Here is a 22,878-nt window from a genome sequence, read left to right on the forward strand (position 1 = left end):
TCCACGCGCCCGGTGGGGCCGCCACGCCCGACCCTGGCACGCGGGCCGGGCCCCGTCGAGGTCGCCGGCCGCGGTGTCCCGGGACGGCGGCCGGTCAGTTGCGGCTGAGCAGCATCTCCTCGGTGTCGAGCTCCCGCAGGATCGCCGTGACGACCTCCTCCTCGATGCGGCCCTCGTCGCGGGCCCGGAGGAACACCGCCCGCTCCACGGCCAGCATCTCCCGGCGCAGCCGCCGGTAGACCGTCGACGGCGGCTCGCGGTCCTGGCTGCCCAGCCGTTCCCAGGCGAACAGCCCGCGGATCTCGGCCTTGTCCCGGAGCCGGTCGACGACGTCCGGCGGCACCGCGCCGTCGCCGGCGACGAGCTCGTCGAGGCGCTTGATCGCGGCGTTGGCCGCCTCGTGCTGGACGGCGGCCTCCTGCAGCGCGTCCTCGGTGGCGCTGGGCCCGGGCAGCGCGGCCCGGCGGATCACCCAGGGCAGCGTCAGGCCCTGCCCGACCAGGGTGGCGACGACCACCACGAAGGTCAGGAAGACCAGCAGGTTCCCCTGCGGGACGCCGGGCAGGAAGGCCAGCGCGGCGGCCAGGGAGACCACCCCGCGCATCCCGGCCCACGACAGCACCGCCGGGTACTGCCACGGCGTCACCGGGTCGCGCCGGCGCACCCGCGGGACCAGCCGCCCCAGGTAGGTGGCCGGGAAGACCCACGCCGGGCGGCTCAGCACCACCGCGAGGGTCACCGCCACCGCGGCACCCACCACGGTGGCGGCCGGCAGCCCGCGGACCTCCTCGAGGATCGACGGCAGCTCCAGCCCGATGAGTGCGAACACGATCCCGGTGAGCAGGAAGTCGATGATCTCCCACAGCGGGTCTGCGAGGGTCCGCGAGGCCGCCGTGAAGTACCGGTACCACCGGGTGCTCAGCCAGAGCCCGGTGGTCACCACCGCGACCACGCCGGACGCGCCGACGGCCTCGGCGAGCAGGTAGGAGGTGAACGGCGTCAGGAGGCTGAGGACGACGTCGATCATCGGCTCGTCGTTGCGCCGGTGCAGCTGCGCGGCGACCCACGCGGTGCCCAGCCCGATCGCCACCCCGCCGACCGCGGCGAGGACGAACTCCCCGAGGAAGTCCGCGATCGTGACCGACCCGGCCAGCGCCGCGATGGCCACTCGCAGCGTGGTCAGCGCCGTCGCGTCGTTGACCAGGCTCTCCCCCTCGAGGACGCTCACCAGCCCCCGGGGCAGGCCGGCGCGGCGGGCCACCGCCGTCGCCGCCACGGCGTCGGGAGGTGCCACCACCGCCCCGAGGGCGAAGCCGGCCGCGAGCGGCAGGCCCGGGACCACCGCCCAGGCCACCAGCCCCACGACCAGCGTCGTGAACAGCACCAGCCCGACCGACAGCAGCCCGATGGTCCGCAGGTTGGCCCGCAGCGAGCGGTTGGACGTGCGCCAGGCCGCGGCGTAGAGCAGCGGCGGCAGCAGGAGCAGCAGGACCACGTTCGGGTCGATGCGGTAGTCGGGCACGCCGGGCACGTAGGACAGCGCGAAGCCGACCAGCACGAGCAGGATCGGGCCGGCCACCGGCACCTTGCGGCTGAGCGCGGTCACGGCCGCCACCACGAGGACCAGACCGAGCACCTCGAACAGCCCCCCGAGCGTCACCGCGCTGTCCGCCGCGGCCGCCAGGAGCGTCCGGTCCGTCGCCATCGAGCCTCCACCGGTCCGGGAGGGGGTCGGACCGCGGCCCAGTATCGGCCTCCCGGCCGCCTCCGCCGTCGCACCTCCCCCACGGGCCGCGCCCGCCACGGCGCCCCCTGGCGTTCCTGTACCGCCCGGTCCGCGGCGCGGAGCATGCACCGGGGGTGCACCGGCGCACCCCCGGGGAGGTGCCAGGTGTCGTCGTTGTCGGATCCGGCCGTCGCGCGGGTGCTGCGCCACCACGCGCAGCGCTCCCCCGGCACACCGATGCGGGCGGTGGTCTCCAAGGCCGCGGCGCTCGGCTACGAGGTGGTCGCGCCGCAGGAGGGCAGCAGCGCCACGTACCTGCGGCTGGTGGCCACCGCGCCGACCGGCCACCGCACCACGCTGTACGTCGACGGCGGCAAGCTGAGCTCCGGTGGCCGGGCGGACCGGGAGTTCGCGCGCGGGCTGCCCGGTGCGGTCGAGACCCGGGCCGACGTGCAGTTCCCCTTCGCCGGCGCCGATCCCTTCGCGGTGCTGGTCGCCTTCGCGGAGGGGTCGCACCGCGCGGCCGCGGGCCGACCGCCCGTTGCGCCGCCGCCCGTGCCACCGCCGCCCGCTCTGCTGCCGCCCGCTCCGCTCCCGCCCGTCCCCCTCCCGCCCGCGCCCGTCCCGGCGGGCGGACCGCGGCGCCGGCTCGTCGTCCTCGGCGTCGTCGCGGCCGTCGTCCTGCTGGTCGTGGTGGCCGGCACCGCCGGCTCCGGGCCGGCCGGCGGCGTGCTCGCGCTGGGGCTCGCGCTGCTGCTGGTCGGCCTGGGTGCCGTGGTGGCCGGCCGCGCGCGGTGGGCCGGCATCGCCTCGCGCCGGGTCGGCGGGGCGGTGCTGGCAGCCGGGCTGGTGACCACCGGGATCGGCGGGGCCACCGTGCCCGCGGCCGCACCCACCGCCGCCGCGGGGCCCGCGACCGGCTCCGCGCCGGCCGCCCCGACCACCTCGGCCGCCGAGGTGAGCGCCGCGGCCGAGGCGGCGGCCGCCGCCGGCGACGCCGCGGCCACACAGGCGGAGACCGACGAGACCGCCGTCCCCGCGCCCGACCCGGCCACCGGCCTGCTCTCCGACGGCGCCACCGAGGCCGCCGTCGACGGCGCCGCGCCGTCCACCGCCCTCGCCGCACTGGCCGCCGTCCCCGTGCAGGGTCGGGCACCGCGCACCGGCTACGACCGCGACCTGTTCGGCGCCGGCTGGGTCGACACCGACCGCAACGGCTGCGACACGCGCAACGACGTCCTGGCCCGCGACCTCACCGGCGAGACGTTCAAGGCCGGCACGCGCGACTGCGTCGTCCTCGCCGGCACGCTCGCAGACCCCTACTCCGGCCGGACGATCGACTTCCGGCGTGGTCAGGGCACCAGCGAGGCGGTGCAGATCGACCACGTCGTCGCGCTGTCGGACGCCTGGCAGAAGGGCGCGCAGCAGTGGGACGCGGCGCGGCGCACGCAGTTCGCCAACGACCCGCTCAACCTGCTCGCCGTCGACGGGCCGCTCAACCAGGCCAAGGGCGACGGCGACGCCGCCACCTGGCTCCCGCCCGACCGGTCCTACCGCTGCGCCTACGTGGCCCGGCAGGTCGCGGTGAAGGTGAGCTACGGGCTGTGGGCGACCGCGGCCGAGCGCAACGCGATCGCCACGGTGCTGGCCGGCTGCCCGGCCGAGCCGCTGCCCGGCGGCGTGGCGGTCCCGGCGCGGCAGACGGCGGCGCCGACCACCGCGGCTCCCAGCCGGCCGGCGCCCGCGCCGACGACGAGCCCGCGTCCGGCGCCCGTGCCCGCGCCGGCCCCGGCTCCGGCGCCCGTCCCCGCGCCGCCACCGGCACCGGTCCCCGAGCCGGCGCCCGCGCCCCCGCCGGTGGCCACGTCGTACGCGAACTGCGACGCCGTGCGCGCCGCCGGTGCCGCTCCCATCACGCCCGGCGACCCGGGCTGGGACCCGAAGTTCGACCGCGACGACGACGGCGTCGGCTGCGAGTGATCGCCGGGGCCTGGACCCCGCGCCCCCGTGGTGCGGGGGCCAGGACCGGCGGATCCGGGGGCCGGCCTCAGTCGGCCAGCAGGGCGGCGTGCGCGCCGAGGCGGTGCGCGAGGGCCGCGGCGGTGCCGGTGGCGCGCAGGACGTCGGCCAGCAGCTCGGCGAACTCCGTGGCGTCGCCCGCGCGCTCGTCGAGCTCGTCGTCGAGCAGGGCGTGGAGGTCGGCGGGCTCGAGGTCGGCCAGGTCGACCAGCACCAGGGGGAGGCCGGTGGTGTCCACGGCGGTGCTCCTCGGGTCGGGCCGGGGTCGGTCCCGGCACCTGCGACCCTGCGCGGGCTGCCGCAGCGGCGGCTGCGCGCAACCGCACGATCGGCGCAAGACCGCCGCACCGACCCCCTTCGGGTGACGCCGGGCGCACCCGGGTGTGAGCGCGCGCCGCGGCGGTCATCGACCGGGCGCCCGGCACCGCCCGGGCCCGCGGCACCCTGACCAGCGCCCCGGTCCCCCACGCGGGGCTCCGGACGGCTAGGGTCGTCGCGTCGGGAAGGCCCTGCGCACTGGCAGGACCCCGATGCACCATCGCAGCTAGGAGCGAGCAATGCCCGAAGGAACTGTCAAGTGGTTCAACGCGGAGAAGGGGTTCGGCTTCGCCACCCCTGACGGCGGTGGGCCGGACGTGTTCGTCCACTACTCGGCCATCCAGACCAGCGGGTACCGCTCGCTCGACGAAGGCCAGCGGATCTCGTTCGACATCGAGCAGGGCCAGAAGGGCCCGCAGGCGGCGAACGTCAACCCGCTCTGATCCCCTGATCAGCGCAGCGCCCCCGTCCGGCTCCGCCGGGCGGGGGCGCTGTCGTGTGCGGGCCGGTCAGCGCGCGCGGGGCACGTAGCCGCCGATCAGCGCCGACATGAGCAGCGCGCCGTCGTCGGGCCCCACGGCGGTCGCGGCGTCGGCGAACGCCCGCCAGCGGGCCCGCTCGACGTCGGTCGGGGCGTGGGCCGCCCGGGCGGTGAGCTGCTCGACCAGCCGCTCCCACTCCGACTGCGGCGTCGGCCAGAGCCCGGCCAGGCGGCGGGCCTCCGGCGAGATCCCGGTGAACCGGACGATCTCCCCGGAGTAGGTGGTGAGCACCTCGACGTAGCCGGCGGCGACCAGCGCCCGGGCGGCGGCGAGCACGTCGGGCTTGGGCAGTCCGCTGGCCGGCACCACCTGGCCGAGGTAGGGGTTGCCGCCGTGGTCGGGCCCGTCGACGAGCCGCGCGACCGCCCGCAGCACGGGCAGGTCGCGGCGGAACCAGGTGTCGGGCAGCGGCGTGTCGGACCGCGGCGTGTCGGGCAGCGGCCGGTCGGGCGGGGTCACCGGCCCAGTCTCCGCCGGACGCGACGGAGCCCCGCCACCCGGGGGCACGGGGTGGCGGGGCCATCGGTGTGGTGGTGATCGGCCCGCGTGCAGGGTCCCGCCGCGAGCCTGCGAGCGGTGGGGGGCACGGGGGTCCTTCGTCAGGCGTCGCGGGCGCCGGTCAGCTCCGGCCGGAGCGCGAGCACGACGCCGAGGGCGACGTAGCCGACCAGCAGGTGACCACCGGCGGTGTAGGCGATGAGCTCCGGCGCGATCTGCGCGACCGGGATGTTCACCGGCGCCCAGCTCTCGGCACCCAGCGGCCACCAGCGGGCAGCGCCGGTCCAGCGGCCCGCGATCGCGATCCGGATGCCGATGAGGAACATGCCGACCATCGACAGCGGCCAGAAGACGTCGAGGGCGAGGTACCAGCCCTCCTCGGCGTACTGCGGCAGGAACGCCGAGCTGAGCGTCGACAGGATCGCCAGGCCGAGCAGCACGTGCTCGAGGTGGAGGGAGAACCGGGCGAGCCGGCCCGTCCCGATCGCCCCGGTGCGCAGCTGCACGGAGACCAGGGCGAGGAGGCCGAGCTGGAACAGCAGCGCGGTCACCTCGTAGGTCAGGTCCTGCCAGCGGTTCGCGGGGTCGATGCCGAAGGCGAGGGTGGCGGCGGCCCAGGCCGCCGAGCCGGTGGCGACCGCGATGCCGGCGCGGCGCACCGAGCGGGTGGAGGCGACGGGGCGGGGCGCCGGTCCGGCCGGCACCGCGGGGGCGTCGGTCCGGGCGGGTGCGGGGGTGGTGTGCAGGGACATCTCGTCTCCCGGTTCGGGGCTCGCGGCGCCCTGTGCGCCGTTCCGGGAGAACCGTCGCGGGGACGCGTCCCGGGCGCCCAGGGCCCGCTGCCACCGATCCGGTCCCGTCCGGTGTCCCGGGTGACACGGGACGGCCGACCCGTGACGACGGGGACGGCGGCAGGTGAGGATCCTGCGCGTGCAGGCAGCGAGCGTGGTGGCCGGTCCGGGGCCCGAGGCGGCCGGGGCAGCGCCGCCCGCCTCGGCGTTCCCCGTGGACGACGACCCCGGGCGCACGCCGCGCGCGGTCCGGCTCACCGCCTGGGCGGTCGTCGCGGTCACCGTGGCCTCGCTCGCCGGGGCCACCGTCCTCGACCTCCTCACCCCCGCGGCGGCGCGCACCGCCGCGGAGGCCGGCGCCGGCTGGCTGATCGGCCTGCCCGGCGTGGGGCTGGCGGTGCCCGCGGCGCTGCTGCTGCACCGGGCCCCGCGCAACGCCGTCTCGTGGGTCGTGGCCGGCACCGGGCTGCTGTGGGCGCTCGACGGCGTCGCGCAGTCCTGGCTGGTGTTCGCCGTGCAGTCCGACCCGCCGCTGCCCGGGGCGACGGCGTCGTTCTGGTTCGTCCAGCGGTTCGGCGCCTGGCTGCTGCTGGGCCTGCCCCTGCTGCTGCTCCTCTACCCCGACGGGCGGCTGCCGGCCGGGCGGTGGCGCCCGGTGGCGGTGCTCAGCCTGGTGTCCACGGCGCTGCTGCCGACGCTGCTGCTCGTCGTCCCCTCGGAGATCGCCGACGCCCGCACCGGCAGCCGCGTGCCGGAGGTCTACCGGTCGCTCGACCTCGACCCCACGAGCCTGCCGCTGCCGGAGGCGGTCGTGCTGCCGCTGCTGCGGGTGGCGTTCCCGGTGGCCGTCCTGGGTGTGGTCGTGCCGGTCGCGGCCGTCGTCGCCCGGTACCGGCGGGCTTCCGGGGACGGCCGCCGCCGGATGCGCTGGCTGCTGTGGGCCGCCGTCGTCGATCTGCTGCTCATGGTCGCGACCCTCTTCCTCCCCGGCGACGAGGCCTCGATCGCGCTCTCCCTCGCCGTCACCCTGACCGGGGCGGCGGTCGCCGTCGGCGTCCTGCGGCCGCAGGCGGTCGACGTCGACCGCCTCCTCGGCGGCACGCTGGTGTACGGCGGCCTCGCCGTGGGCGTGGTGCTCCTCGACCTCGCCGTCCTCGGCGCCGCCGGGGCGCTGCTGGGCGACTCCTTCGGCGAGCGCGACGCCACGCTGCTCACCCTGGTGCTGGTCGCCGGCGTCTACGTCCCGCTGCGCTCACCGCTGTGGCGGCTGGTCCGCCGGTGGGTGCTCGGCGAGCGCGAGGACCCCTACCGCGTCGTCTCCGGCCTGGCCGAGCGGCTGGAGCGCACCGACGGCGCCGAGGAGCAGCTCATGGCGGTCGCCGCGGGCATCGCCGAGGCGTTCCGCAGCCCCTACGTCGGTGTCGAGGTCGACTCCGCCGACGGTGGACGGCTGGTCGCCGAGCACGGCACCCGGCCGGCCGCCGTCACGTCCCTGCCGATCGCCTACCGCGACGAGCAGGTCGGCCGGCTGCTGCTCCCCCGCGACGGCGTCCGCGCGCAGCTGGTGACCCGCGACGAGCGGCTGCTCGCCGACGTCGTCCGGCAGGCCGCGGCGGCGGCCCGGGCCGGCGCCCTCGCCGCCCAGCTGCAGGCCAGCCGGGAGCAGCTGGTCACCGCCCGCGAGGAGGAGCGCCGTCGCCTGCGCCGCGACCTGCACGACGGGCTCGGCCCCTCGCTGGGCGCGGTGGTGCTGCGCATCGACACCGCCCGCAACCTCGCCGCCGCCCGGCCCGAGGACGCCGACCGGCTGCTCCGGCAGGCCCGCGACGACGTCGCCGCCGCGCTGGCCGACGTCCGCCGGCTGGTGCACGACCTGCGCCCGCCGGCCCTGGACGACCTCGGTCTGGCCGGGGCGGTGCGCCAGCAGGCCGAGCGGCTGCTCGCCCCGCGGGTGCCGGTGACCGTCACCGCCGACGGCGTGGGTGACCTGCCCGCGGCGGTGGAGGTGGCCGCCTACCGGATCGCCTCGGAGGCGCTGGCCAACGCCGCCCGGCACGCGCGGGCCTCCCGGGTGGACGTGACCCTGGAGCGCGACGGCGACGGCGCTCTCGTGGTCACCGTCGCCGACGACGGCACCGGCATCGCGCCGGACCGGGCCGCCGGGGTGGGGCTCGTGTCGCTGCGCGAGCGAGCGGCCGAGCTGGGCGGACACTGCACGGTCAGCTGCCCGGCCGAGGGCGGCACGCGGGTGCGGGCGGTGCTGCCCGCCGAGGGAGGGGTCCCCGGTGAGCGAACCGGATGAGCCGGTGCGGGTGGTCGTCGCCGACGACCACCCCGTCTACCGCGACGGGCTGGCGCTGCTGCTCGGTTCCGTGCCCGGGCTGGAGGTGGTCGGCACCGCGGCCGACGGCGCGGCGGCGGTCGAGGTGGTCCGGGAGCACCTGCCCGACGTCGTCGTCATGGACGTGCAGATGCCGGTGCTCGACGGCATCGAGGCCACCCGGCGGATCGCCGCGGAGGCGCCGTCGGTGGGCGTGGTGGTGCTGACGATGAGCGAGGACGACGGCACGGTGTTCGCCGCCGTCCGCGCCGGCGCCCGCGGCTACCTGCTCAAGGGCGCCGACCAGGAGGAGGTGGTGCGCGCGATCACCACCGTGGCCTCGGGCGGGGCGGTGTTCGGCGCGGCGCTGGCCCGCCGGATCGCCGACTTCTTCACCGCCGGGCCGGCCGGTCCCGAGACGGCGTTCCCGCAGCTGACCGCCCGCGAGCGGGAGGTGCTCGACCTGGTCGCCGCGGGGCGGTCCAACGCGCAGATCGCCGCGGCGCTGTACCTGTCGCCGAAGACCGTGCGCAACGTGGTCTCCAACGTGCTGACCAAGCTGCAGGTCACCGACCGCGCGCAGGCGATGGTGCGGGCCCGCGAGGCCGGCCTGGGGCGGTGACGACCCACGACGCCGACGACGTCCGCGGCGTCCTGCGGCGGGTGGCCGGCTGGGCCGCGGGCCGCCCGGACGTCGTCGCCGTCGGGCTCGCCGGGTCGCGGGCCTGCGGGACGGCGCGGCCGGACTCCGACGTCGACCTCGTCGTCGTCACCCGCGACCGGGACGGCTACCGCGGTGCCGACCGGCTGGCCGGCCTCCTCGGTGCCGGGGCGGCCGACCTGCGGACGCGGCGCTGGGGGCCGCTGCTCGAGCGGCGCCTCCGCCTGCCCGGGGGACTGGAGGTCGACGTCGGGCTGGTGCCGGAGAGCTGGGCGGGCGACCCGGTCGACGCCGGCACGGCGCGGGTCGTCGAGGACGGGTTCGTCGCCCTGCACGACCCCTCGGGGCTGCTCGCCCGGCTGGTCGCGGCGGTGCGCGCGGGGAATCCGCCCGTCGGCCGGCCTGTTCCTCCAGGCATGACGACCACTCCCCAGCCCAGGGTGACCAAGACCGACGAGGAGTGGCGGGCCGAGCTCTCCCCGCAGGAGTACGCCGTGCTGCGCCAGGCCGGCACCGAGCGCCCGTTCACCGGTGAGTACGTCGACACCAAGACCGTCGGCGTCTACACCTGCCGCGCGTGCGGGGCCGAGCTGTTCCGCTCGGAGACCAAGTTCGACTCGCACTGCGGCTGGCCGTCCTTCTACGAGCCGTCGTCGTCGGACAACGTGGTGCTCCGCGAGGACCGCACCTACGGCATGGTCCGCACCGAGGTCCTCTGCGGCAGCTGCCACAGCCACCTCGGCCACGTCTTCGACGACGCCCCGCAGACCCCGACGGGCGACCGCTACTGCATCAACTCGGTCTCCATCCGGCTGGTCCCCGCCGAAGGCTGAGCCCTCCCCGCACGCCCCGAGGGCGGTCACCCGGATCGGGTGGCCGCCCTCGGTCGCGTCGGGGCGCGCGGCGCCGTCCTCCCCCACCGCAGCGCGTCCTCCCCCACGGTGGACCGTGCGGGAGGACCCGCCACGATCAGGTCACCTGATCGTGGCGCGGCCCCGCATCAGGCCAGGTCGCGCACCAGCTCGGCGACCGGCTTGCGCATGCCGGTGTAGAAGGGGATCTCCTCGCGCACGTGCCGGCGGGCGCGGCTGGCCCGCAGGTCGCGCATGAGGTCGACGATGCGGTGCAGCTCGTCGGCCTCGAAGGCGAGCATCCACTCGTAGTCGCCCAGCCCGAACGAGGCGACCGTGTTCGCGCGGACGTCGGGGTAGGGCCGGGCCTGCATGCCGTGCTCCTTGAGCATGTCCCGCCGCTCCTCGTCGGGCAGCAGGTACCACTCGTAGGACCGCACGAACGGGTAGACGCAGACGTAGCGGCGCGGCTCCTCGTCGGCGAGGAACGCCGGGATGTGGCTGCGGTTGAACTCCGCCGGGCGGTGCAGCGCCATCTGCGACCAGACCGGCTCCAGCGCTCGGCCGAGCGTGGTGCGGCGCAGCCGGGTGTAGGCCTCCTGCAGCGCGTCGGGGGACTCCGCGTGCCACCACACCATCAGGTCGGCGTCGGCGCGCAGGCCGGCGAGGTCGTAGGTCCCGCGGACGACGACGCCCTTGCCCGCCAGCTCCTCGAACAGCCCGGCGACCTCCTCGGCGGCGGCGGTGCGCTGCTCGTCGGCGAGCGGCCGGGCGAGCCGGAACACCGACCACATCGTGTAGCGGATGAGGGCGTTGAGCTCGTTGGCCCGCTTGCCGGTGCTCTTCGTCTCCGTCTGCTCGCTCATGCCCCCCATCCTCCCGCGGTGGGCGGGGGCCCTGCCGGGGCGCGGGGTGTGGCGCGGACCGCAGCGGCGGCGGACACCAGCACCAGCGCGTCCTCGGCCAGCGCCGCCGGCAGCGCCCCCAGGCGCGGCGCCGCCTCCCGCCGCCAGCGCAGCCCGCTCAGCGTGCCCGCCGTGGCACCGGCCGCCCCGGCCAGCGCCGCCGGCACCGCCGTCCCGCCGGCGCGCCGCGCCAGCAGCACCCCGCCGGCGGCTCCCGAGAGCACCCGGACGGCGAAGCTGGGCGGCATCGTGCGGTCCGGGGTCGCCGGCAGCTTGTCGGCCACCAGCTCCCCCCCGACGGCGGCGAGCGCGGCCCACCGCACCGGCGCGCGGGGCGAGGCGGCGAGCGCGGGCGCGGCCACGCCGAGGGAGCTGCGGCCACCCGCGGCGGTGCCGAGCAGGGCGGCCCGCAGGAGGATCGAGGCGGTCACCGGCACACCCTGTCAGGTCAGGCCAGCGCCTCGACCGCCCGGCGGGCGCCGCGGATGCACGCCGGCACCCCGACCCCGTCGTAGGCCGCCCCGGCCACGGCCAGGCCGGGCACCGCGGCCACCGCGTCCCGGACGGCGACCACCCGCTGCGGGTGCCCGACCAGGTACTGCGGCAGCCCGCCGCCCCAGCGGGCCAGGTGCGTCTCCACCGGTTCCCGGCGCTCGAGGTCGAGCAGGTCGGCGACGTCGGCGACCACCGCGGCGGTGAGGTCGTCGTCGTCGCGCTGCAGCTGCACCTCCTCGCCGTAGCGGCCCACCGACGCGCGCACCCGCACCAGGCCGTCGCCGGACAGGTGCGGCCACTTCGACGACGACACGGTGACGCCCTTGACCAGCCGCCCGGTCACCGGCGGCACCAGCAGCCCGGACCCGGCATCGACCGGCTGCGCCGGGAAGGCCATCGCCACCACCGCCATCGAGGCGTACGGGATGCCGCGCAACGGCTCGACCGCGCCGGGCGCGACGCCGGCCAGCAGCCGGGCGGACTTGCCCGCCGGCGAGGTCACGACGACGGCGTCGGCCTCGATGACCTCCGGTGCCGCGAGCGGGCCGACGGCGACCTCCAGCCGCCCGCCCGCCCGGCGCAGCGCGTGCGCGGGCGTGCGCAGCCGCACGTGCGCACCGGAGGCATCGGCCAGCGCCTGCGGCAGCGCCCCGAGCCCGTCGGCGACGGTGACGAACACCGGCCCGTCGACGTCGCCGCGGCTGCGCGCGCCGGCCTCCCGGGCCGCCACCGCCGCGGCGAGCACGCTGTCGGTGCGGGCGAGCTGCGCGGCCAGCGCCGGCATGGTCGCCGCCAGCGACAGGTCGTCGGGCCGGCCGGCGTAGACCCCGCCCAGCAGCGGCTCGACCAGCCGGTCGACCACCTCGTCCCCGAGCCGCTCGCGCAGCAGGCGCCCGACCGAGACGTCGCCGCCGAGGCGCAGCGGCGGCAGATCGGCCTCCGCCCGCACCCGCGCGACGCCGTCGGGGGTGAGCACCCCGGCCAGCCCGTCGGCCGACGTCGGCACCCCGAGCACGGTGCCCGGCGGCAGCGGGTGGCGGCCGTCGGGCAGCACGATCGAGGCCTGCGTCGTCGACGGCGCGACCAGCCGGTCGGCCAGCCCGAGCTCGGCGACCAGCTCGAGCGCCTCGGGGACGCGGGCGAGCACCGCCTCCGGGCCGGTGTCGTACCAGGTGCCGGCCAGCTCGACCCGGTCGACCTTGCCGCCGATCCGCCCGCCGGCCTCGACGACGACGACCTCGTCACCGGGGCGCTGCCGCGACCACGCGAACGCCGCAGCGAGCCCGGTGATCCCCGCGCCGACGACGACCAGCCGGCTCATCGCCGGGTCAGCTCGTGCACCAGGTCGACGACGTGGGTGAGCACGCCGGGGTCGGTGTCGGGCAGCACGCCGTGGCCGAGGTTGAACACGTGCCCGCGGGCGGCGCGGCCCTGCTCGACGACGCGGCGCACCTCGCGGTCGACGGTGGCCCGGTCGGCGAGCAGGACGGCGGGGTCGAGGTTGCCCTGCAGCGACCGCTGGGGGCCCACCCGCCGCGCGGCCTCGTCCAGCGGCACCCGCCAGTCGACGCCGACGACGTCGGCCCCCGCGTCGCCGATCAGCGCCAGCAGCTCCCCGGTGCCGACGCCGAAGTGGACGCGCGGGACGTCGCGGTCGCCGAGCCCGTCGAAGACGGCGCGGGAGTGCGGCAGCACGCGGGTGCCGTAGTCGGCCGCGGACAGCACGCCGGCCCAGGAGTCGAACAGCTGCACCGCCGAGGCGCCGGCGTCGACCTGCGCCCGCAGGAACGTCGCGGCGGACACCGCCAGCCGGTCCAGCAGCCGGGTCCATGCCTCGGGCTCGGCGTACATGAACGCCTTGGTGCGGGCGTGCTCCTTCGACGGGCCGCCCTCGATGAGGTAGGTGGCCAGCGTGAAGGGCGCCCCGGCGAAGCCGATCAGCGGCGTGGGCCCGAGCTCGGCGACCAGCCGGCGCACCGCCGTCGCGAGGAAGTCCAGCCGGTCGGGCTCGAGGTCGGGCAGCGCGTCGACGTCGGCCACCGTGCGCACCGGGTCGGCCACCACCGGGCCGACGCCGGGCTTGATCTCGATGTCGACCCCGGCCACCACCAGCGGCAGCACGATGTCGGAGAAGAGGATCGCGGCGTCCACGCCGTGCCGGCGGACCGGCTGCAGGGTGATCTCGGTGACCAGGTCGGGGTCCTGGCAGGCCTCCAGCATCGCCGTCCCGGCGCGCAGCGCGCGGTACTCCGGCAGCGAGCGGCCGGCCTGCCGCATGAACCACACCGGCGTCCGGTCGACCGGGAGGCCGCGCGCGGCACGGACGAGGTCCGAGTCGGCGGGGGACGTCGGGCGGGCGGCAGCGGTGCTCACGACGGCCGATCCTCCCAGACCCGGGGCGCCCCGGTGCCGGAGCGCCCGGCGCCCGGGACCGGCCCGCCGCCCGTCCCGGGCCGCCGACCTGCGGCGAGTCCGAGACAGACCGGGCCCGGGGCCCTACCCTGCGAGCGTGGAGCCTCGCAAGCTGGCCGGTCCCCGGGAGGGTGCCGGTGCACGCGCGGCCACGGACCCTCCCGCCGACTTCGTCGCCGGCGTCGCCGCACTCACCGCGCTGCGCGTCCGCCCGGAGATCGTCGTCGAGCCCATCCCCGCCCCGCAGCGGCTCGCGCCGTTCGCCCACGCGCTGGGTGTGCGGGTGACCGAGGGCGAGGGCGACGACGAGGTCGAGCTCGCCGTCGGCCGGTTCATCGTGCTCCACGACCCCGCCGGTCACGAGGCCTGGCACGGCACCACCCGCTGCGTCGGGTACCTGTCGGCCAGCACCGACGAGCACATGGTCGACGACGCGATGTTCTCCGAGGTCGCGTGGAGCTGGCTGACCGAGGCGCTGGCCGGCTCCGGTGCCGCGGCGCAGGCCCTCGGCGGGACGGTCACCCGCACCGCCTCCACCCGCTTCGGCGACCTGGCCGGCCCGGAGCACACCGTCGACGTCGAGATCCGGGCCTCCTGGACCGCCACGGACACCGCCCTCGACCGGCACCTCGACGCCTGGCTGGAGGTCATCGGCACCGCGGCGGGGCTCCCCCCGCCCGGGGTCTCCCTGCTGGGTCCCTCCGGCTCCGCCGACGACGGCAACTAGCATCGGACCGGGGAGTCCGGCACTCCCCGGTCCGCACCGGGGGCGACCAGGGCGGGCGCACGGACGAGACGGGGCGAGAAGGTGGACGGCAACTGAGCACCCAGCCCCTGCCCGACCCCGCACCGGCCGACGACCCCACCCCGGCCGACGACGCACCGGCGGCCGACGCCCCCGCCCCGGTGCCGCTGCTCGCCCCCCGCGACGGCCTGCCGCCGGTCATCGACACCCCGGCGGCGCTGGCCGAGTACGCCGCGGCCCTGCGCGCGGGCACCGGCCCGGTCGCCGTCGACGCCGAGCGCGCCTCGGGCTACCGCTACGGCCAGCGCGCCTACCTGGTGCAGCTGCGCCGCGCCGGCGCCGGCACCGGCCTGGTCGACCCCGTCCCGCTGGACGACCTCTCCGGGGTCCAGGCCGCCATCGGCGACGAGGAGTGGGTGCTGCACGCGGCCAGCCAGGACCTCCCCTGCCTCGCCGAGATCGGGCTGGTGCCCGCGCGGGTCTTCGACACCGAGCTCGCCGCGCGCCTCGCCGGGCTGCCGCGGGTGGGCCTGGCCGCCGTCGTGGAGTCGCTGCTGGGGTACTCGCTGGTCAAGGGCCACTCCGCCGCCGACTGGAGCACCCGCCCGCTGCCGGAGGAGTGGCTGGTCTACGCCGCGCTCGACGTCGAGGTGCTCGTCGACCTCCGCGACGCGCTCGCCGCCCTGCTGGCGGAGCAGGGCAAGACGGAGTGGGCACGGCAGGAGTTCGCGGCGGTCCTCGCCGCCGGGCCGCCGGCGCCCCGGCAGGACCCGTGGCGGCGCACCTCCGGCGTGCACGGGCTGCGCAACCGCCGGCAGCTGGGCATGCTGCGCTCGCTGTGGGAGGCCCGCGACGACCTCGCCCGCCGGCGCGACATCGCCCCGGGCCGGGTGCTGCCCGACGCCGCGATGGTCTCCGCCGTGCAGGCCGACCCGCAGACCGAGGCGGCGCTGCTCGAGCTGCCGGTGTTCCGCGGCCGGGCCAACCGCCGGCTGGTGGGCACCTGGTTCGGTGCGCTCGCCCGCGGCCGCGCGCTGCCCGAGTCGGAGCTGCCGCTGCACAGCCGCCCCGGCGACGGACCGCCGCCGGTGAGCCGGTGGGCCGACCGCGACCCGGCCGCGGCCACCCGCCTGCAGGCGGCCCGCGCCGGACTGGCCGAGCTCGCCGCGAAGCACGACCTGCCCGTGGAGAACCTGCTCTCCCCCGACCTGGTCCGCCGGCTGGCGTGGACGCCGCCGGAGCCGCGCGACCCCGCGACGGTCGCCGCGACGCTGCGCGCCGGGGGTGCGCGCGAGTGGCAGGTCGAGCTCACCCGCGACCTGCTGACCGACGCCGTCAACCGCGCCTGAGCGGAATCCCCACCGACGGCGAGGGCCCGCCGTCCGGATCGGACGGCGGGCCCTCGTGGTGAGGTGCTGGAACGGCCTCCCTGCAGGGGCCCGCGCCGAGCGGAGCGAGGCGTGGGGGGGCAGGGAGGTCCTTCGTCAATGGCCCGTGGCGGCGGCCCTCCTCCGGGCCAGCGCGTCGACCGAGGCGGCGAGCAGCAGCACCCCACCGGTGATGATGAAGTTCAGGTACGCCTCGGTGCCGAGCAGGCCGAGCCCGTTGGCGATGATCGCCACCACCAGGCCACCGAGGACGGCGTCGCGCACCCGTCCGCGGCCGCCGAAGAGGCTGGTGCCACCGATGACCGCGGCGCCGACGGCGTAGAGCAGCGTGTTGCCACCGCCGGAGCCGGGCGCCACCGAGCCGAGCCGGGCGGCGGCGACGATCCCGCTGATCGCCGCCAGGGTCGAGCCGATGACGAACACCGCCACCCGGATCCGGGTGACGTTGATGCCGGCCCGCCGGGACGCCTCGGCGTTGCCGCCGACGGCGTAGACGTGCCGGCCGAAGCCGGTGCGGCCGAGCACGAAGGTCAGGAACAGCAGCAGGACGACCACGAGCGGGATGGCGTACGGGATGCCGGCGAGCACCACGCCGGGCGCCGGGGCCCGGTCGACGCTGAGCACGGCCGTGACCACGACGACGACGGCGGCGATGACCGCGATCCGCACGAGCACCACCGCCAGCGGGGCGTGGGCGAGCCCCTTGGCCTTCTGCACGCGGAACCGGTTGAGCTGCAGCGCGGCGTACAGGGCGATGACCACCACGGCGAGGACCCAGCCGAGGACGACCGGCAGGTTCTTGTCGCTGATCGCCGAGATGACCGGGTCGCGCACCGGCACGGTGCCGCCCTCGCCGATGAGCCGCAGCGTGAAGCCCTGCCAGCCGAGGAAGAGCGCGAGTGTGACCACGAACGACGGGATGCCGACCAGGCCGACGAGGCTGCCGGTGAACAGACCGATGACCACGCCGGTGGCGATGGCCGCGAGCACCGCGACCCACCAGGGCGCGCCGGTGTCGGCGAGCAGCTTGGCCATGACCGCGGCGCAGACGCCGCTGACCACACCGGCGGACAGGTCGATCTCGCCCAGCAGCAGGACGAAGACCAGCCCCATCGCCAGGATGATGATCGGCGCCGCCTGGTCGGCCAGGTTGGCCATGTTGCGCGGGGTCAGGAACGTCTCGGGCCGCAGCACGAAGAACAGCAGGCCCAGCGCGACGATGCCGAGGACGGCCGGCAGCGCCCCCAGGTCACCGCCGCGGACACGGTCGACGTAGGCGCGGGCCGCCGCGCCGAGGGAGTCCGCGGAGCGGTCGGCCTCGAAACCCGACGGGGCGCCGCCGGGCTCCTGCGCGCTGGTGGGCTTGGAGATGGTGCTGGACATGGTTCAGACCTCCACAGCCGCGACGTCGGCGGGCGCGATGCCCAGGTTCCCCGACCGGCCAGCGGTGATGAGCTCGATGACCTGGGGCCGGTCGACCTGGGAGATGGGGATGTCGGCCGCCATCCGGCCCAGGTACAGGGCCGCGACCCGGTCGGCCACCTCGAAGACGTCGACCATGTTGTGGCTGATGAAGACCACCGCGTGGCCGGTGTCGGCCAGCCGGCGGACCAGGTCGAGCACCTGGCGGGTCTGCGCGACACCGAGGGCGGCGGTCGGCTCGTCGAGGACCACCAGCTTGGACTCCCACAGCACGGCCTTGGCGATCGCGACCGTCTGGCGCTGGCCACCGGAGAGGCTGGAGACCAGCTGGCGCACCGACTTCAGCGTGCGCACGGAGAGCCGGGCGAGGGTGTCCCGGGCGGCCTGCTCCATGGACGACTCGTCGAGGACGAAGCCGTTCTTGCGCTCGCGGCCGAGGAACATGTTCTGGACGACGTCGAGGTTGTCGGCGAGCGCGAGGTCCTGGTAGACGATCTCGATGCCGAGCGCCGCGGCGTCGCGCGGGCCGCCGATCGTGACCGACCGGCCCTCGAAGAGCACCTCGCCGGAGTCGATGGCGTGGATGCCGGCGATCGACTTGATGAGCGTGCTCTTGCCCGCGCCGTTGTCGCCGACCAGCGCGGTGACCTGGCCGGGGTAGACCTTCAGGTGCACGTCGTGCAGGACCTGGATCGCGCCGAAGCTCTTGTTGACGCCGCGGAGCTCCAGGGTGGGGGTGCCGTCCTCGGGACGGTCGGTGGGTGCGGACACGCCGGGCCTCTCGGTCGCGCGGGTGGGCGGGTGCAGCGGTGGAGCAGCCGCCGGGGCGCCCATCATCGACGCCCCGGCGGCTGCTGGCCACTACTCGATCCCGAGCTCCTGGCACGCGGCGGCGAAGTCGCCGGTGCACAGCTCCTCGGCGCTCACGAAGTCGTCCTCGACGACGTCGTTGACGTTGTCCCGGAAGATCGAGACCGGCGTGAGCAGGATCGACGGGACCTCGCGGCCGCCCTCGGGGTCCTCGACGGTGCCGGTGGTCTCGGCCTCCTCGCCGTTGATCAGCGCGACGGCGAGGTCGGCCAGCGCGCTGGCCTCCTCGCGGACGGACTTGTAGACCGTCATGCACTGGTTGCCGGCGAGGATGTTCTGCAGGCCCTCCACGGAGGCGTCCTGGCCGGTCACGTTGGACTGGCCGGCGGCGTTGTTGCGCTCGAGGATCTGGATCACCGAGTTCGCCAGGCCGTCGTTGGCGGCGAGCACACCCTGGATGTTGCCGTTGTTCTGGGTGTACATCTGCTCGAAGATCGTCGCCGCCTCCTGGTTGTCCCAGTCGGGCACGGCCTGCTCGGCGACCTGCGTGTACTGCGTCAGCGGGTCGAGGACCTCGTGCGCGCCGGAGGAGAACAGCGTCGCGTTGTTGTCGTCGGGCGAGCCGTTGACGAACGCGATGTTGCCCTGCGTGACGCCGTTGGCCTCGAGGCACTGCTGCAGGCCCTGGCCCTGCAGCCGGCCGACCTCGGTGTTGTCGAAGGAGACGTAGTACTCCGCCGTGCCGCCCAGGGTGAGCCGGTCGTAGTCGATGGTGGCGACGCCCTCGGCGGACGCCTGCTCCTGGATCTGCGCGCCCGAGGCCGAGTCGAGGTTGACGATCGCGAGGACGGTGGCGCCCTCGGTGATCATCTGCTCGGCGATGGTCGCCTGCCGCTGGGCGTCGCCCTCGGCGTTCTGGATGTCGTAGTCGACACCGGCCTCCTCGAAGGCCGCCTCGAGGTAGGGGCGGTCGAAGTTCTCCCAGCGCACCGAGGACTCGGTGTCGGGGAGGATCACGCCGACCCGGCCGGCGGAGTCGCCGCCACCGCCGCCACCGCCGTCGCCGGAGTCACCGCCGCCGCTGTCGCTGCCGCAGGCGGCCAGGCTGAAGACGAGGGAGGCCGCGAGGGCCGTCATGAGGGTGCGCCGTCGCGCCATGGATCTCCACCGTTCCGTCGGGAATCTACAGAAGTGCGGCGGCCAATATGCGCTCTCCGTCACACCCGTCGCAAGAGTGCGTCCGGCACGTTGCCGGACCGTGACCCTCCGGGGACGCACGGGAGGCCCGCCGGCACGCCCGACCCGGAGGGGTCGGCCGTGCTTGGCCACGCGGTTACCGGCGGGTAACTTTATCGGTGCCGCGCCCCTCTCCGGGCCGGTTCCCGTTCCCGCTGCGGAGGTCCCATGTCCCGCTCGCTGCGCGAGGTCGTCTTCGTCGACGGCGTGCGCACCCCCTTCGGCAAGGCCGGCCCGAAGGGTCTCTACGCCGAGACGCGCGCCGACGACCTCGTCGTCCGCGTCATCCGTGAGCTGCTGCGCCGCAACCCGGCGCTGCCGGCCGAGCGCGTCGACGAGGTGGCCATCGCCGCCACCACCCAGGTCGGCGACCAGGGGCTGACCATCGGCCGGACCGCCGCGCTGCTGGCCGGGCTGCCGAAGACGGTGCCCGGCTACGCGATCGACCGCATGTGCGCCGGCGCGATGACCGCCGTCACCACCACCGCGAGCGGGATCGCCTTCGGCGCCTACGACGTCGCCATCGCCGGCGGCGTGGAGCACATGGGCCGCCACCCCATGGGCGAGGGCGCCGACCCCAACCCGCGGTTCTTCAGCGAGAAGCTCGTCGACGGCTCGGCGCTGGTCATGGGCTCCACCGCGGAGAACCTGCACGACCGCTTCCCGCACCTGACCCGGGAGCGCGCCGACGCCTTCGCGCTGGCCAGCCAGCAGCGCTACGCCAAGGCCGTGGCCAACGGCCAGATCGGCCCGGAGCTGGTGACCGTGGCGACCCGCTCGGCCGAGCACGGCTGGGGCCTGGCCACCGCCGACGAGCCGCCGCGGCCGGGCACCACCCTCGAGGGGCTGGCCACGCTGCGGACGCCGTTCCGCCCGCACGGGCACGTGACCGCCGGCAACGCCGCGGGCCTCAACGACGGCGCCACCGGCTGCATCCTCGCCGCCGAGGAGGTCGCCCGGGAGCTGGGCCTCACGGCCGGCATGCGGCTGGTCGGCTACGGCTTCGCCGGCGTCGAGCCCGAGGTCATGGGCGTCGGGCCGGTCCCCTCGACCGAGCGCGCGCTGGCCCGCACCGGCCTGACCATCGGCGACATCGGCCTCTTCGAGCTCAACGAGGCCTTCGCCGTCCAGGTGCTGGCCTTCCTCGACCACTTCGGCATCGCCGACGACGACCCGCGGGTCAACCCGTGGGGCGGCGCGATCGCCGTCGGCCACCCGCTGGCCTCCTCCGGCGTGCGGCTCATGACTCAGCTGTCGCGGCAGTTCGCCGAGCGGCCCGACGTCCGCTACGGCCTGACCGCCATGTGCGTGGGCCTCGGCATGGGCGCCAGCGTCATCTGGGAGAACCCGAACTGGGAGGGTGTCAGCAAGTGACCACCGCCGTCTTCGCGAACGAGGTCGTGACGCAGGCGCACGTGCAGTACCTGCGCGTGCCCGGCCTGGCCGGCGAGATCGCCCTCGTCACGCTCGACAACGGGCACGACCACACCCGCCCGTCCACCTTCGGCCCCGGTGGCCTGGCGGCGCTGGACGCCGCGCTCGACGAGATCGAGGCGCACACCCCGGCGCCGGCGGCGATCGCCGTCACGGGCAAGCCGTTCGTCTTCGCCGTCGGTGCCGACCTCTCCGGCGTCCCGGCGGTCACCTCCGCCGACCAGGCGCGGGAGACGGCGCGGACCGGGCACCGGGTGTTCCGCAGGCTGAAGGACTCGGCGGTCCCGACGTTCGCCTTCGTCAACGGCGTCGCCCTCGGCGGCGGCCTGGAGCTGGCGCTGCACTGCCACCACCGCACGATCGCCTCGACGGCGCTGGTGGCCTTCCCCGAGGTGTTCCTCGGCCTGGTGCCCGGCTGGGGCGGCACCCAGCTGCTGCCGGACCTGATCGGCATCGACGCCGCCGTCACGGTGGTCGTCGAGAACGCGCTGGCGCAGAACAGGATGACGCCGGCCCCGAAGGCGGCGGCGCTGGGCATCGCCGACGCCGTCCTCGAGCCGGCCGACTTCCTCGAGCGGTCGCTGGAGTGGGCCGCCGGCGTGCTCGACGGCGACGTCGTCGTGTCCCGCCCCGAGGTCGACCGCTCGGCCTGGGACGCCGCGATCGAGCGCGCCCGCGGCATCGTGGCCGCCCGCACCCGCAACGCCTCCCCGGGTGCGCTGCGCGCCGTCGAGCTGCTCGACCTCGCCCGCCACGGCGTCGACGGCGAGGCGTTCACCGCCGGCACCGCGGCCGAGGACGAGGCGCTCACCGACCTGCTGATGAGCGACGAGCTGCGCGCCTCGCTGTACTCGTTCGACCTCGTCAACAAGCGGGCCAAGCGGCCGGCCGGCGCGCCCGACAAGGGCCTGGCCCGCAAGGTCACCAAGGTCGGCGTCGTCGGCGCGGGCCTCATGGCCTCCCAGTTGGCACTGCTGCTCGTGCGGCAGCTGGAGGTCCCGGTGGTCCTCACCGACGTCGACCAGGCGCGCGTCGACAAGGGCGTGGGCTACGTGCGCGGGGAGCTGGAGCAGCTCGCCGCCCGCGGCCGGCTGTCGGCCGACCGGCTCAACCGGCTCACCGGCCTGGTCAGCGGGTCGCTGGACAAGGCGGCGTTCGCCGACGCCGACCTCGTGATCGAGGCCGTGTTCGAGGAGATGTCGGTCAAGCAGCAGGTGTTCGCCGAGGTGGAGGCCGTCGTCTCCGCCGAGTGCGTGCTGGCCACCAACACCTCGGCGCTGTCGGTGACCGAGATGGCCTCCAAGCTCGAGCACCCCGAGCGGGTGGTGGGCCTGCACTTCTTCAACCCCGTGGCGGTGCTGCCGCTGCTGGAGGTGGTGCGCGCCGAGCAGACCGACGACGCCACGCTGGCCACCGCGTTCGCCGTCGGCAAGGCACTGAAGAAGTCCTGCGTGCTGGTCGCCGACGCCCCGGCGTTCGTGGTCAACCGGCTGCTCACCCGCTTCCTCGGCGAGGTCACCGCCGCCGTCGAGCAGGGCACGCCGGTGGCCGTGGCCGACCGGGCGCTGGACCCGCTGGGCCTGCCGATGACGCCGTTCGAGCTGCTCACGCTGGTCGGCCCGCCGGTCGCCCTGCACGTGGCCGAACGGATGCACGAGGCCTTCCCCGACCGGTTCGCCGTCGGCGAGGGGCTGCGGCGGATGGTCGAGCTGGGCAAGACGTCGGTGTACTCCGAGCCCGGCGTCGTCGACCCCGAGCTCGAGGGCATCGACGCGGGCGACTCGCCGCTGAGCGAGGAGCAGGTGCGCGACCGCGCCGTCGAGGCCCTGGCGCAGGAGATCGGGCTGATGCTCGACGAGGGCGTCGTCCAGGCCGTGCAGGACGTCGACCTGTGCATGCTGCTGGGCGCGGGCTGGCCGTTCTGGCTGGGCGGGATCTCCGCCCACCTCGACCGCACCGGCGTCTCCGAGCGGGTGACCGGCCGGCGGTTCCTGCCGCGCGGGGTGGCCTCGCTCCCCGCCTGACCCCGCGCACGTCCCGGGACGTCCACGGACGACGACGGCCCGGGTCCCCGCGTGGGGGCCCGGGCCGTCGTCGTCGAGGGGCCGTGGTCGAGGGGGCCGTGGTCGAGGGCCCGTTGTTGAAGGGGCCGTCGTCGAAGGGGCCGTCCTGGCTCACCTCCGCGGGGGGGGGGGGGGGGGGGGGGGGGGGGGGGGGGGGCCGGGGGGGGGGGGGGGGCGGGGGGGGGGGGGGGGGGGGGGGGGGGGGGGGGGGGGGGGGGGGGGGGGGGGGGGGGGGGGGGGGG

At 76.4% G+C, this 22,878-nt stretch carries 20 protein-coding genes; 9 read left to right on the plus strand and 11 right to left on the minus strand.

The window, feature by feature from the left end:
• Positions 1–94: 94 nt before the first annotated feature.
• Positions 95–1,705 (minus strand): Na+/H+ antiporter, encoded by a 1,611-nt coding sequence (locus tag ACI780_RS11585; RefSeq protein ID WP_456871838.1) that lies wholly within the window; start codon positions 1,703–1,705, stop codon positions 95–97.
• 186 nt (positions 1,706–1,891) lie between these two features.
• On the opposite strand from ACI780_RS11585, the gene ACI780_RS11590 reads away from it, so the two are divergent.
• Positions 1,892–3,706: a GmrSD restriction endonuclease domain-containing protein gene (locus ACI780_RS11590; protein ID WP_457003041.1), complete on the plus strand. Its 1,815-nt coding sequence runs from the start codon at positions 1,892–1,894 to the stop codon at positions 3,704–3,706.
• A gap of 67 nt (positions 3,707–3,773) precedes the next feature.
• Here the strand turns inward: ACI780_RS11590 and ACI780_RS11595 are convergent, their stop codons facing one another.
• Positions 3,774–3,983, minus strand: a complete 210-nt coding sequence (locus tag ACI780_RS11595) for a hypothetical protein (RefSeq protein WP_457003043.1) — start codon at positions 3,981–3,983, stop codon at positions 3,774–3,776.
• Between the two features lie 319 nt (positions 3,984–4,302).
• Between ACI780_RS11595 and ACI780_RS11600 the strand changes: the two genes are divergently transcribed.
• Positions 4,303–4,506, plus strand: a complete 204-nt coding sequence (locus ACI780_RS11600; RefSeq protein WP_012948038.1) for a cold-shock protein — start codon at positions 4,303–4,305, stop codon at positions 4,504–4,506.
• A 66-nt stretch (positions 4,507–4,572) separates the two neighbouring features.
• Here ACI780_RS11600 and ACI780_RS11605 read toward each other — a convergent pair whose 3' ends face one another.
• Positions 4,573–5,064: a hypothetical protein gene (locus tag ACI780_RS11605; RefSeq protein ID WP_456871835.1), complete on the minus strand. Its 492-nt coding sequence runs from the start codon at positions 5,062–5,064 to the stop codon at positions 4,573–4,575.
• 140 nt (positions 5,065–5,204) lie between these two features.
• Positions 5,205–5,855 (minus strand): hypothetical protein, encoded by a 651-nt coding sequence (locus ACI780_RS11610; RefSeq protein WP_457003045.1) that lies wholly within the window; start codon positions 5,853–5,855, stop codon positions 5,205–5,207.
• Positions 5,856–6,033: 178 nt separating this feature from the next.
• Here ACI780_RS11610 and ACI780_RS11615 point away from each other — a divergent pair, with 178 nt between their 5' ends.
• From ACI780_RS11615 to msrB, 3 genes are read left to right on the plus strand one after another with little or no spacing between them, the layout of a single operon-like run.
• Complete coding sequence (locus tag ACI780_RS11615; RefSeq protein ID WP_457003047.1) at positions 6,034–8,196, plus strand: histidine kinase; 2,163 nt, start codon at positions 6,034–6,036, stop codon at positions 8,194–8,196.
• Positions 8,180–8,836, plus strand: a complete 657-nt coding sequence (locus tag ACI780_RS11620) for a response regulator (protein ID WP_457003049.1) — start codon at positions 8,180–8,182, stop codon at positions 8,834–8,836. The genes ACI780_RS11615 and ACI780_RS11620 overlap by 17 nt, the downstream gene beginning before the upstream one ends.
• Entirely contained in the window at positions 8,833–9,708 is an 876-nt protein-coding gene (gene msrB, locus ACI780_RS11625; protein ID WP_457003051.1) for a peptide-methionine (R)-S-oxide reductase MsrB, read from the plus strand. The genes ACI780_RS11620 and msrB overlap by 4 nt, the downstream gene beginning before the upstream one ends.
• Before the next feature lie 167 nt (positions 9,709–9,875).
• Here the strand turns inward: msrB and hemQ are convergent, their stop codons facing one another.
• The 4 genes from hemQ to hemE are packed head-to-tail and all read right to left on the minus strand — an operon-like array spanning position 9,876 to position 13,499.
• Positions 9,876–10,592, minus strand: coding sequence for a hydrogen peroxide-dependent heme synthase (gene hemQ / locus ACI780_RS11630; RefSeq protein WP_456871830.1), 717 nt, complete (start codon positions 10,590–10,592; stop codon positions 9,876–9,878).
• Positions 10,589–11,062: a hypothetical protein gene (locus ACI780_RS11635; RefSeq protein WP_457003054.1), complete on the minus strand. Its 474-nt coding sequence runs from the start codon at positions 11,060–11,062 to the stop codon at positions 10,589–10,591. Before ACI780_RS11635 ends, hemQ begins: the two co-directional genes overlap by 4 nt.
• A gap of 17 nt (positions 11,063–11,079) precedes the next feature.
• Positions 11,080–12,447, minus strand: a complete 1,368-nt coding sequence (hemG, locus tag ACI780_RS11640) for a protoporphyrinogen oxidase (RefSeq protein ID WP_457003056.1) — start codon at positions 12,445–12,447, stop codon at positions 11,080–11,082.
• A complete protein-coding gene (gene hemE / locus ACI780_RS11645) occupies positions 12,444–13,499 on the minus strand; it encodes a uroporphyrinogen decarboxylase (protein WP_456871827.1) in 1,056 nt (351 codons plus the stop codon). The genes hemG and hemE overlap by 4 nt, the downstream gene beginning before the upstream one ends.
• 136 nt (positions 13,500–13,635) lie before the next feature.
• Between hemE and ACI780_RS11650 the strand changes: the two genes are divergently transcribed.
• Together ACI780_RS11650 and ACI780_RS11655 are read left to right on the plus strand one after the other, a co-directional pair.
• Positions 13,636–14,265 (plus strand): DUF3000 domain-containing protein, encoded by a 630-nt coding sequence (locus ACI780_RS11650; RefSeq protein ID WP_457003058.1) that lies wholly within the window; start codon positions 13,636–13,638, stop codon positions 14,263–14,265.
• 179 nt (positions 14,266–14,444) lie between these two features.
• Positions 14,445–15,632, plus strand: a complete 1,188-nt coding sequence (locus ACI780_RS11655; RefSeq protein ID WP_456871825.1) for an HRDC domain-containing protein — start codon at positions 14,445–14,447, stop codon at positions 15,630–15,632.
• A gap of 135 nt (positions 15,633–15,767) precedes the next feature.
• Here ACI780_RS11655 and ACI780_RS11660 read toward each other — a convergent pair whose 3' ends face one another.
• The 3 genes from ACI780_RS11660 to ACI780_RS11670 all read right to left on the minus strand — a co-directional run bounded on the left by ACI780_RS11660 (position 15,768) and on the right by ACI780_RS11670 (position 19,061).
• On the minus strand, positions 15,768–17,054 hold the full coding sequence (locus ACI780_RS11660) for a sugar ABC transporter permease (RefSeq protein ID WP_456871824.1): 1,287 nt from the start codon (positions 17,052–17,054) through the stop codon (positions 15,768–15,770).
• A gap of 3 nt (positions 17,055–17,057) precedes the next feature.
• Positions 17,058–17,864, minus strand: coding sequence for an ATP-binding cassette domain-containing protein (locus ACI780_RS11665; protein ID WP_456871823.1), 807 nt, complete (start codon positions 17,862–17,864; stop codon positions 17,058–17,060).
• Positions 17,865–17,954: 90 nt separating this feature from the next.
• Positions 17,955–19,061, minus strand: coding sequence for a sugar ABC transporter substrate-binding protein (locus ACI780_RS11670; RefSeq protein WP_457003061.1), 1,107 nt, complete (start codon positions 19,059–19,061; stop codon positions 17,955–17,957).
• A 246-nt stretch (positions 19,062–19,307) separates the two neighbouring features.
• Here ACI780_RS11670 and ACI780_RS11675 point away from each other — a divergent pair, with 246 nt between their 5' ends.
• Complete coding sequence (locus ACI780_RS11675) at positions 19,308–20,513, plus strand: thiolase family protein (RefSeq protein WP_456871821.1); 1,206 nt, start codon at positions 19,308–19,310, stop codon at positions 20,511–20,513.
• Complete coding sequence (locus tag ACI780_RS11680) at positions 20,510–22,597, plus strand: 3-hydroxyacyl-CoA dehydrogenase NAD-binding domain-containing protein (protein WP_457003064.1); 2,088 nt, start codon at positions 20,510–20,512, stop codon at positions 22,595–22,597. The genes ACI780_RS11675 and ACI780_RS11680 overlap by 4 nt, the downstream gene beginning before the upstream one ends.
• Positions 22,598–22,878 lie beyond the last annotated feature (281 nt).

This window comes from Geodermatophilus sp. SYSU D00814, assembly GCF_054050055.1.

Bases quoted from the DNA above. Each gene is read 5' to 3' on its own strand.
- hemQ (WP_456871830.1), bottom strand. From the start codon at position 10,592: ATGAGCGAGCAGACGGAGACGAAGAGCACCGGCAAGCGGGCCAACGAG.
- ACI780_RS11600 (WP_012948038.1), top strand. From the start codon at position 4,303: ATGCCCGAAGGAACTGTCAAGTGGTTCAACGCGGAGAAGGGGTTCGGC.
- ACI780_RS11585 (WP_456871838.1), bottom strand. From the start codon at position 1,705: ATGGCGACGGACCGGACGCTCCTGGCGGCCGCGGCGGACAGCGCGGTG.
- ACI780_RS11660 (WP_456871824.1), bottom strand. From the start codon at position 17,054: ATGTCCAGCACCATCTCCAAGCCCACCAGCGCGCAGGAGCCCGGCGGC.
- ACI780_RS11675 (WP_456871821.1), top strand. From the start codon at position 19,308: ATGTCCCGCTCGCTGCGCGAGGTCGTCTTCGTCGACGGCGTGCGCACC.
- ACI780_RS11670 (WP_457003061.1), bottom strand. From the start codon at position 19,061: ATGGCGCGACGGCGCACCCTCATGACGGCCCTCGCGGCCTCCCTCGTC.
- hemG (WP_457003056.1), bottom strand. From the start codon at position 12,447: ATGAGCCGGCTGGTCGTCGTCGGCGCGGGGATCACCGGGCTCGCTGCG.
- ACI780_RS11610 (WP_457003045.1), bottom strand. From the start codon at position 5,855: ATGTCCCTGCACACCACCCCCGCACCCGCCCGGACCGACGCCCCCGCG.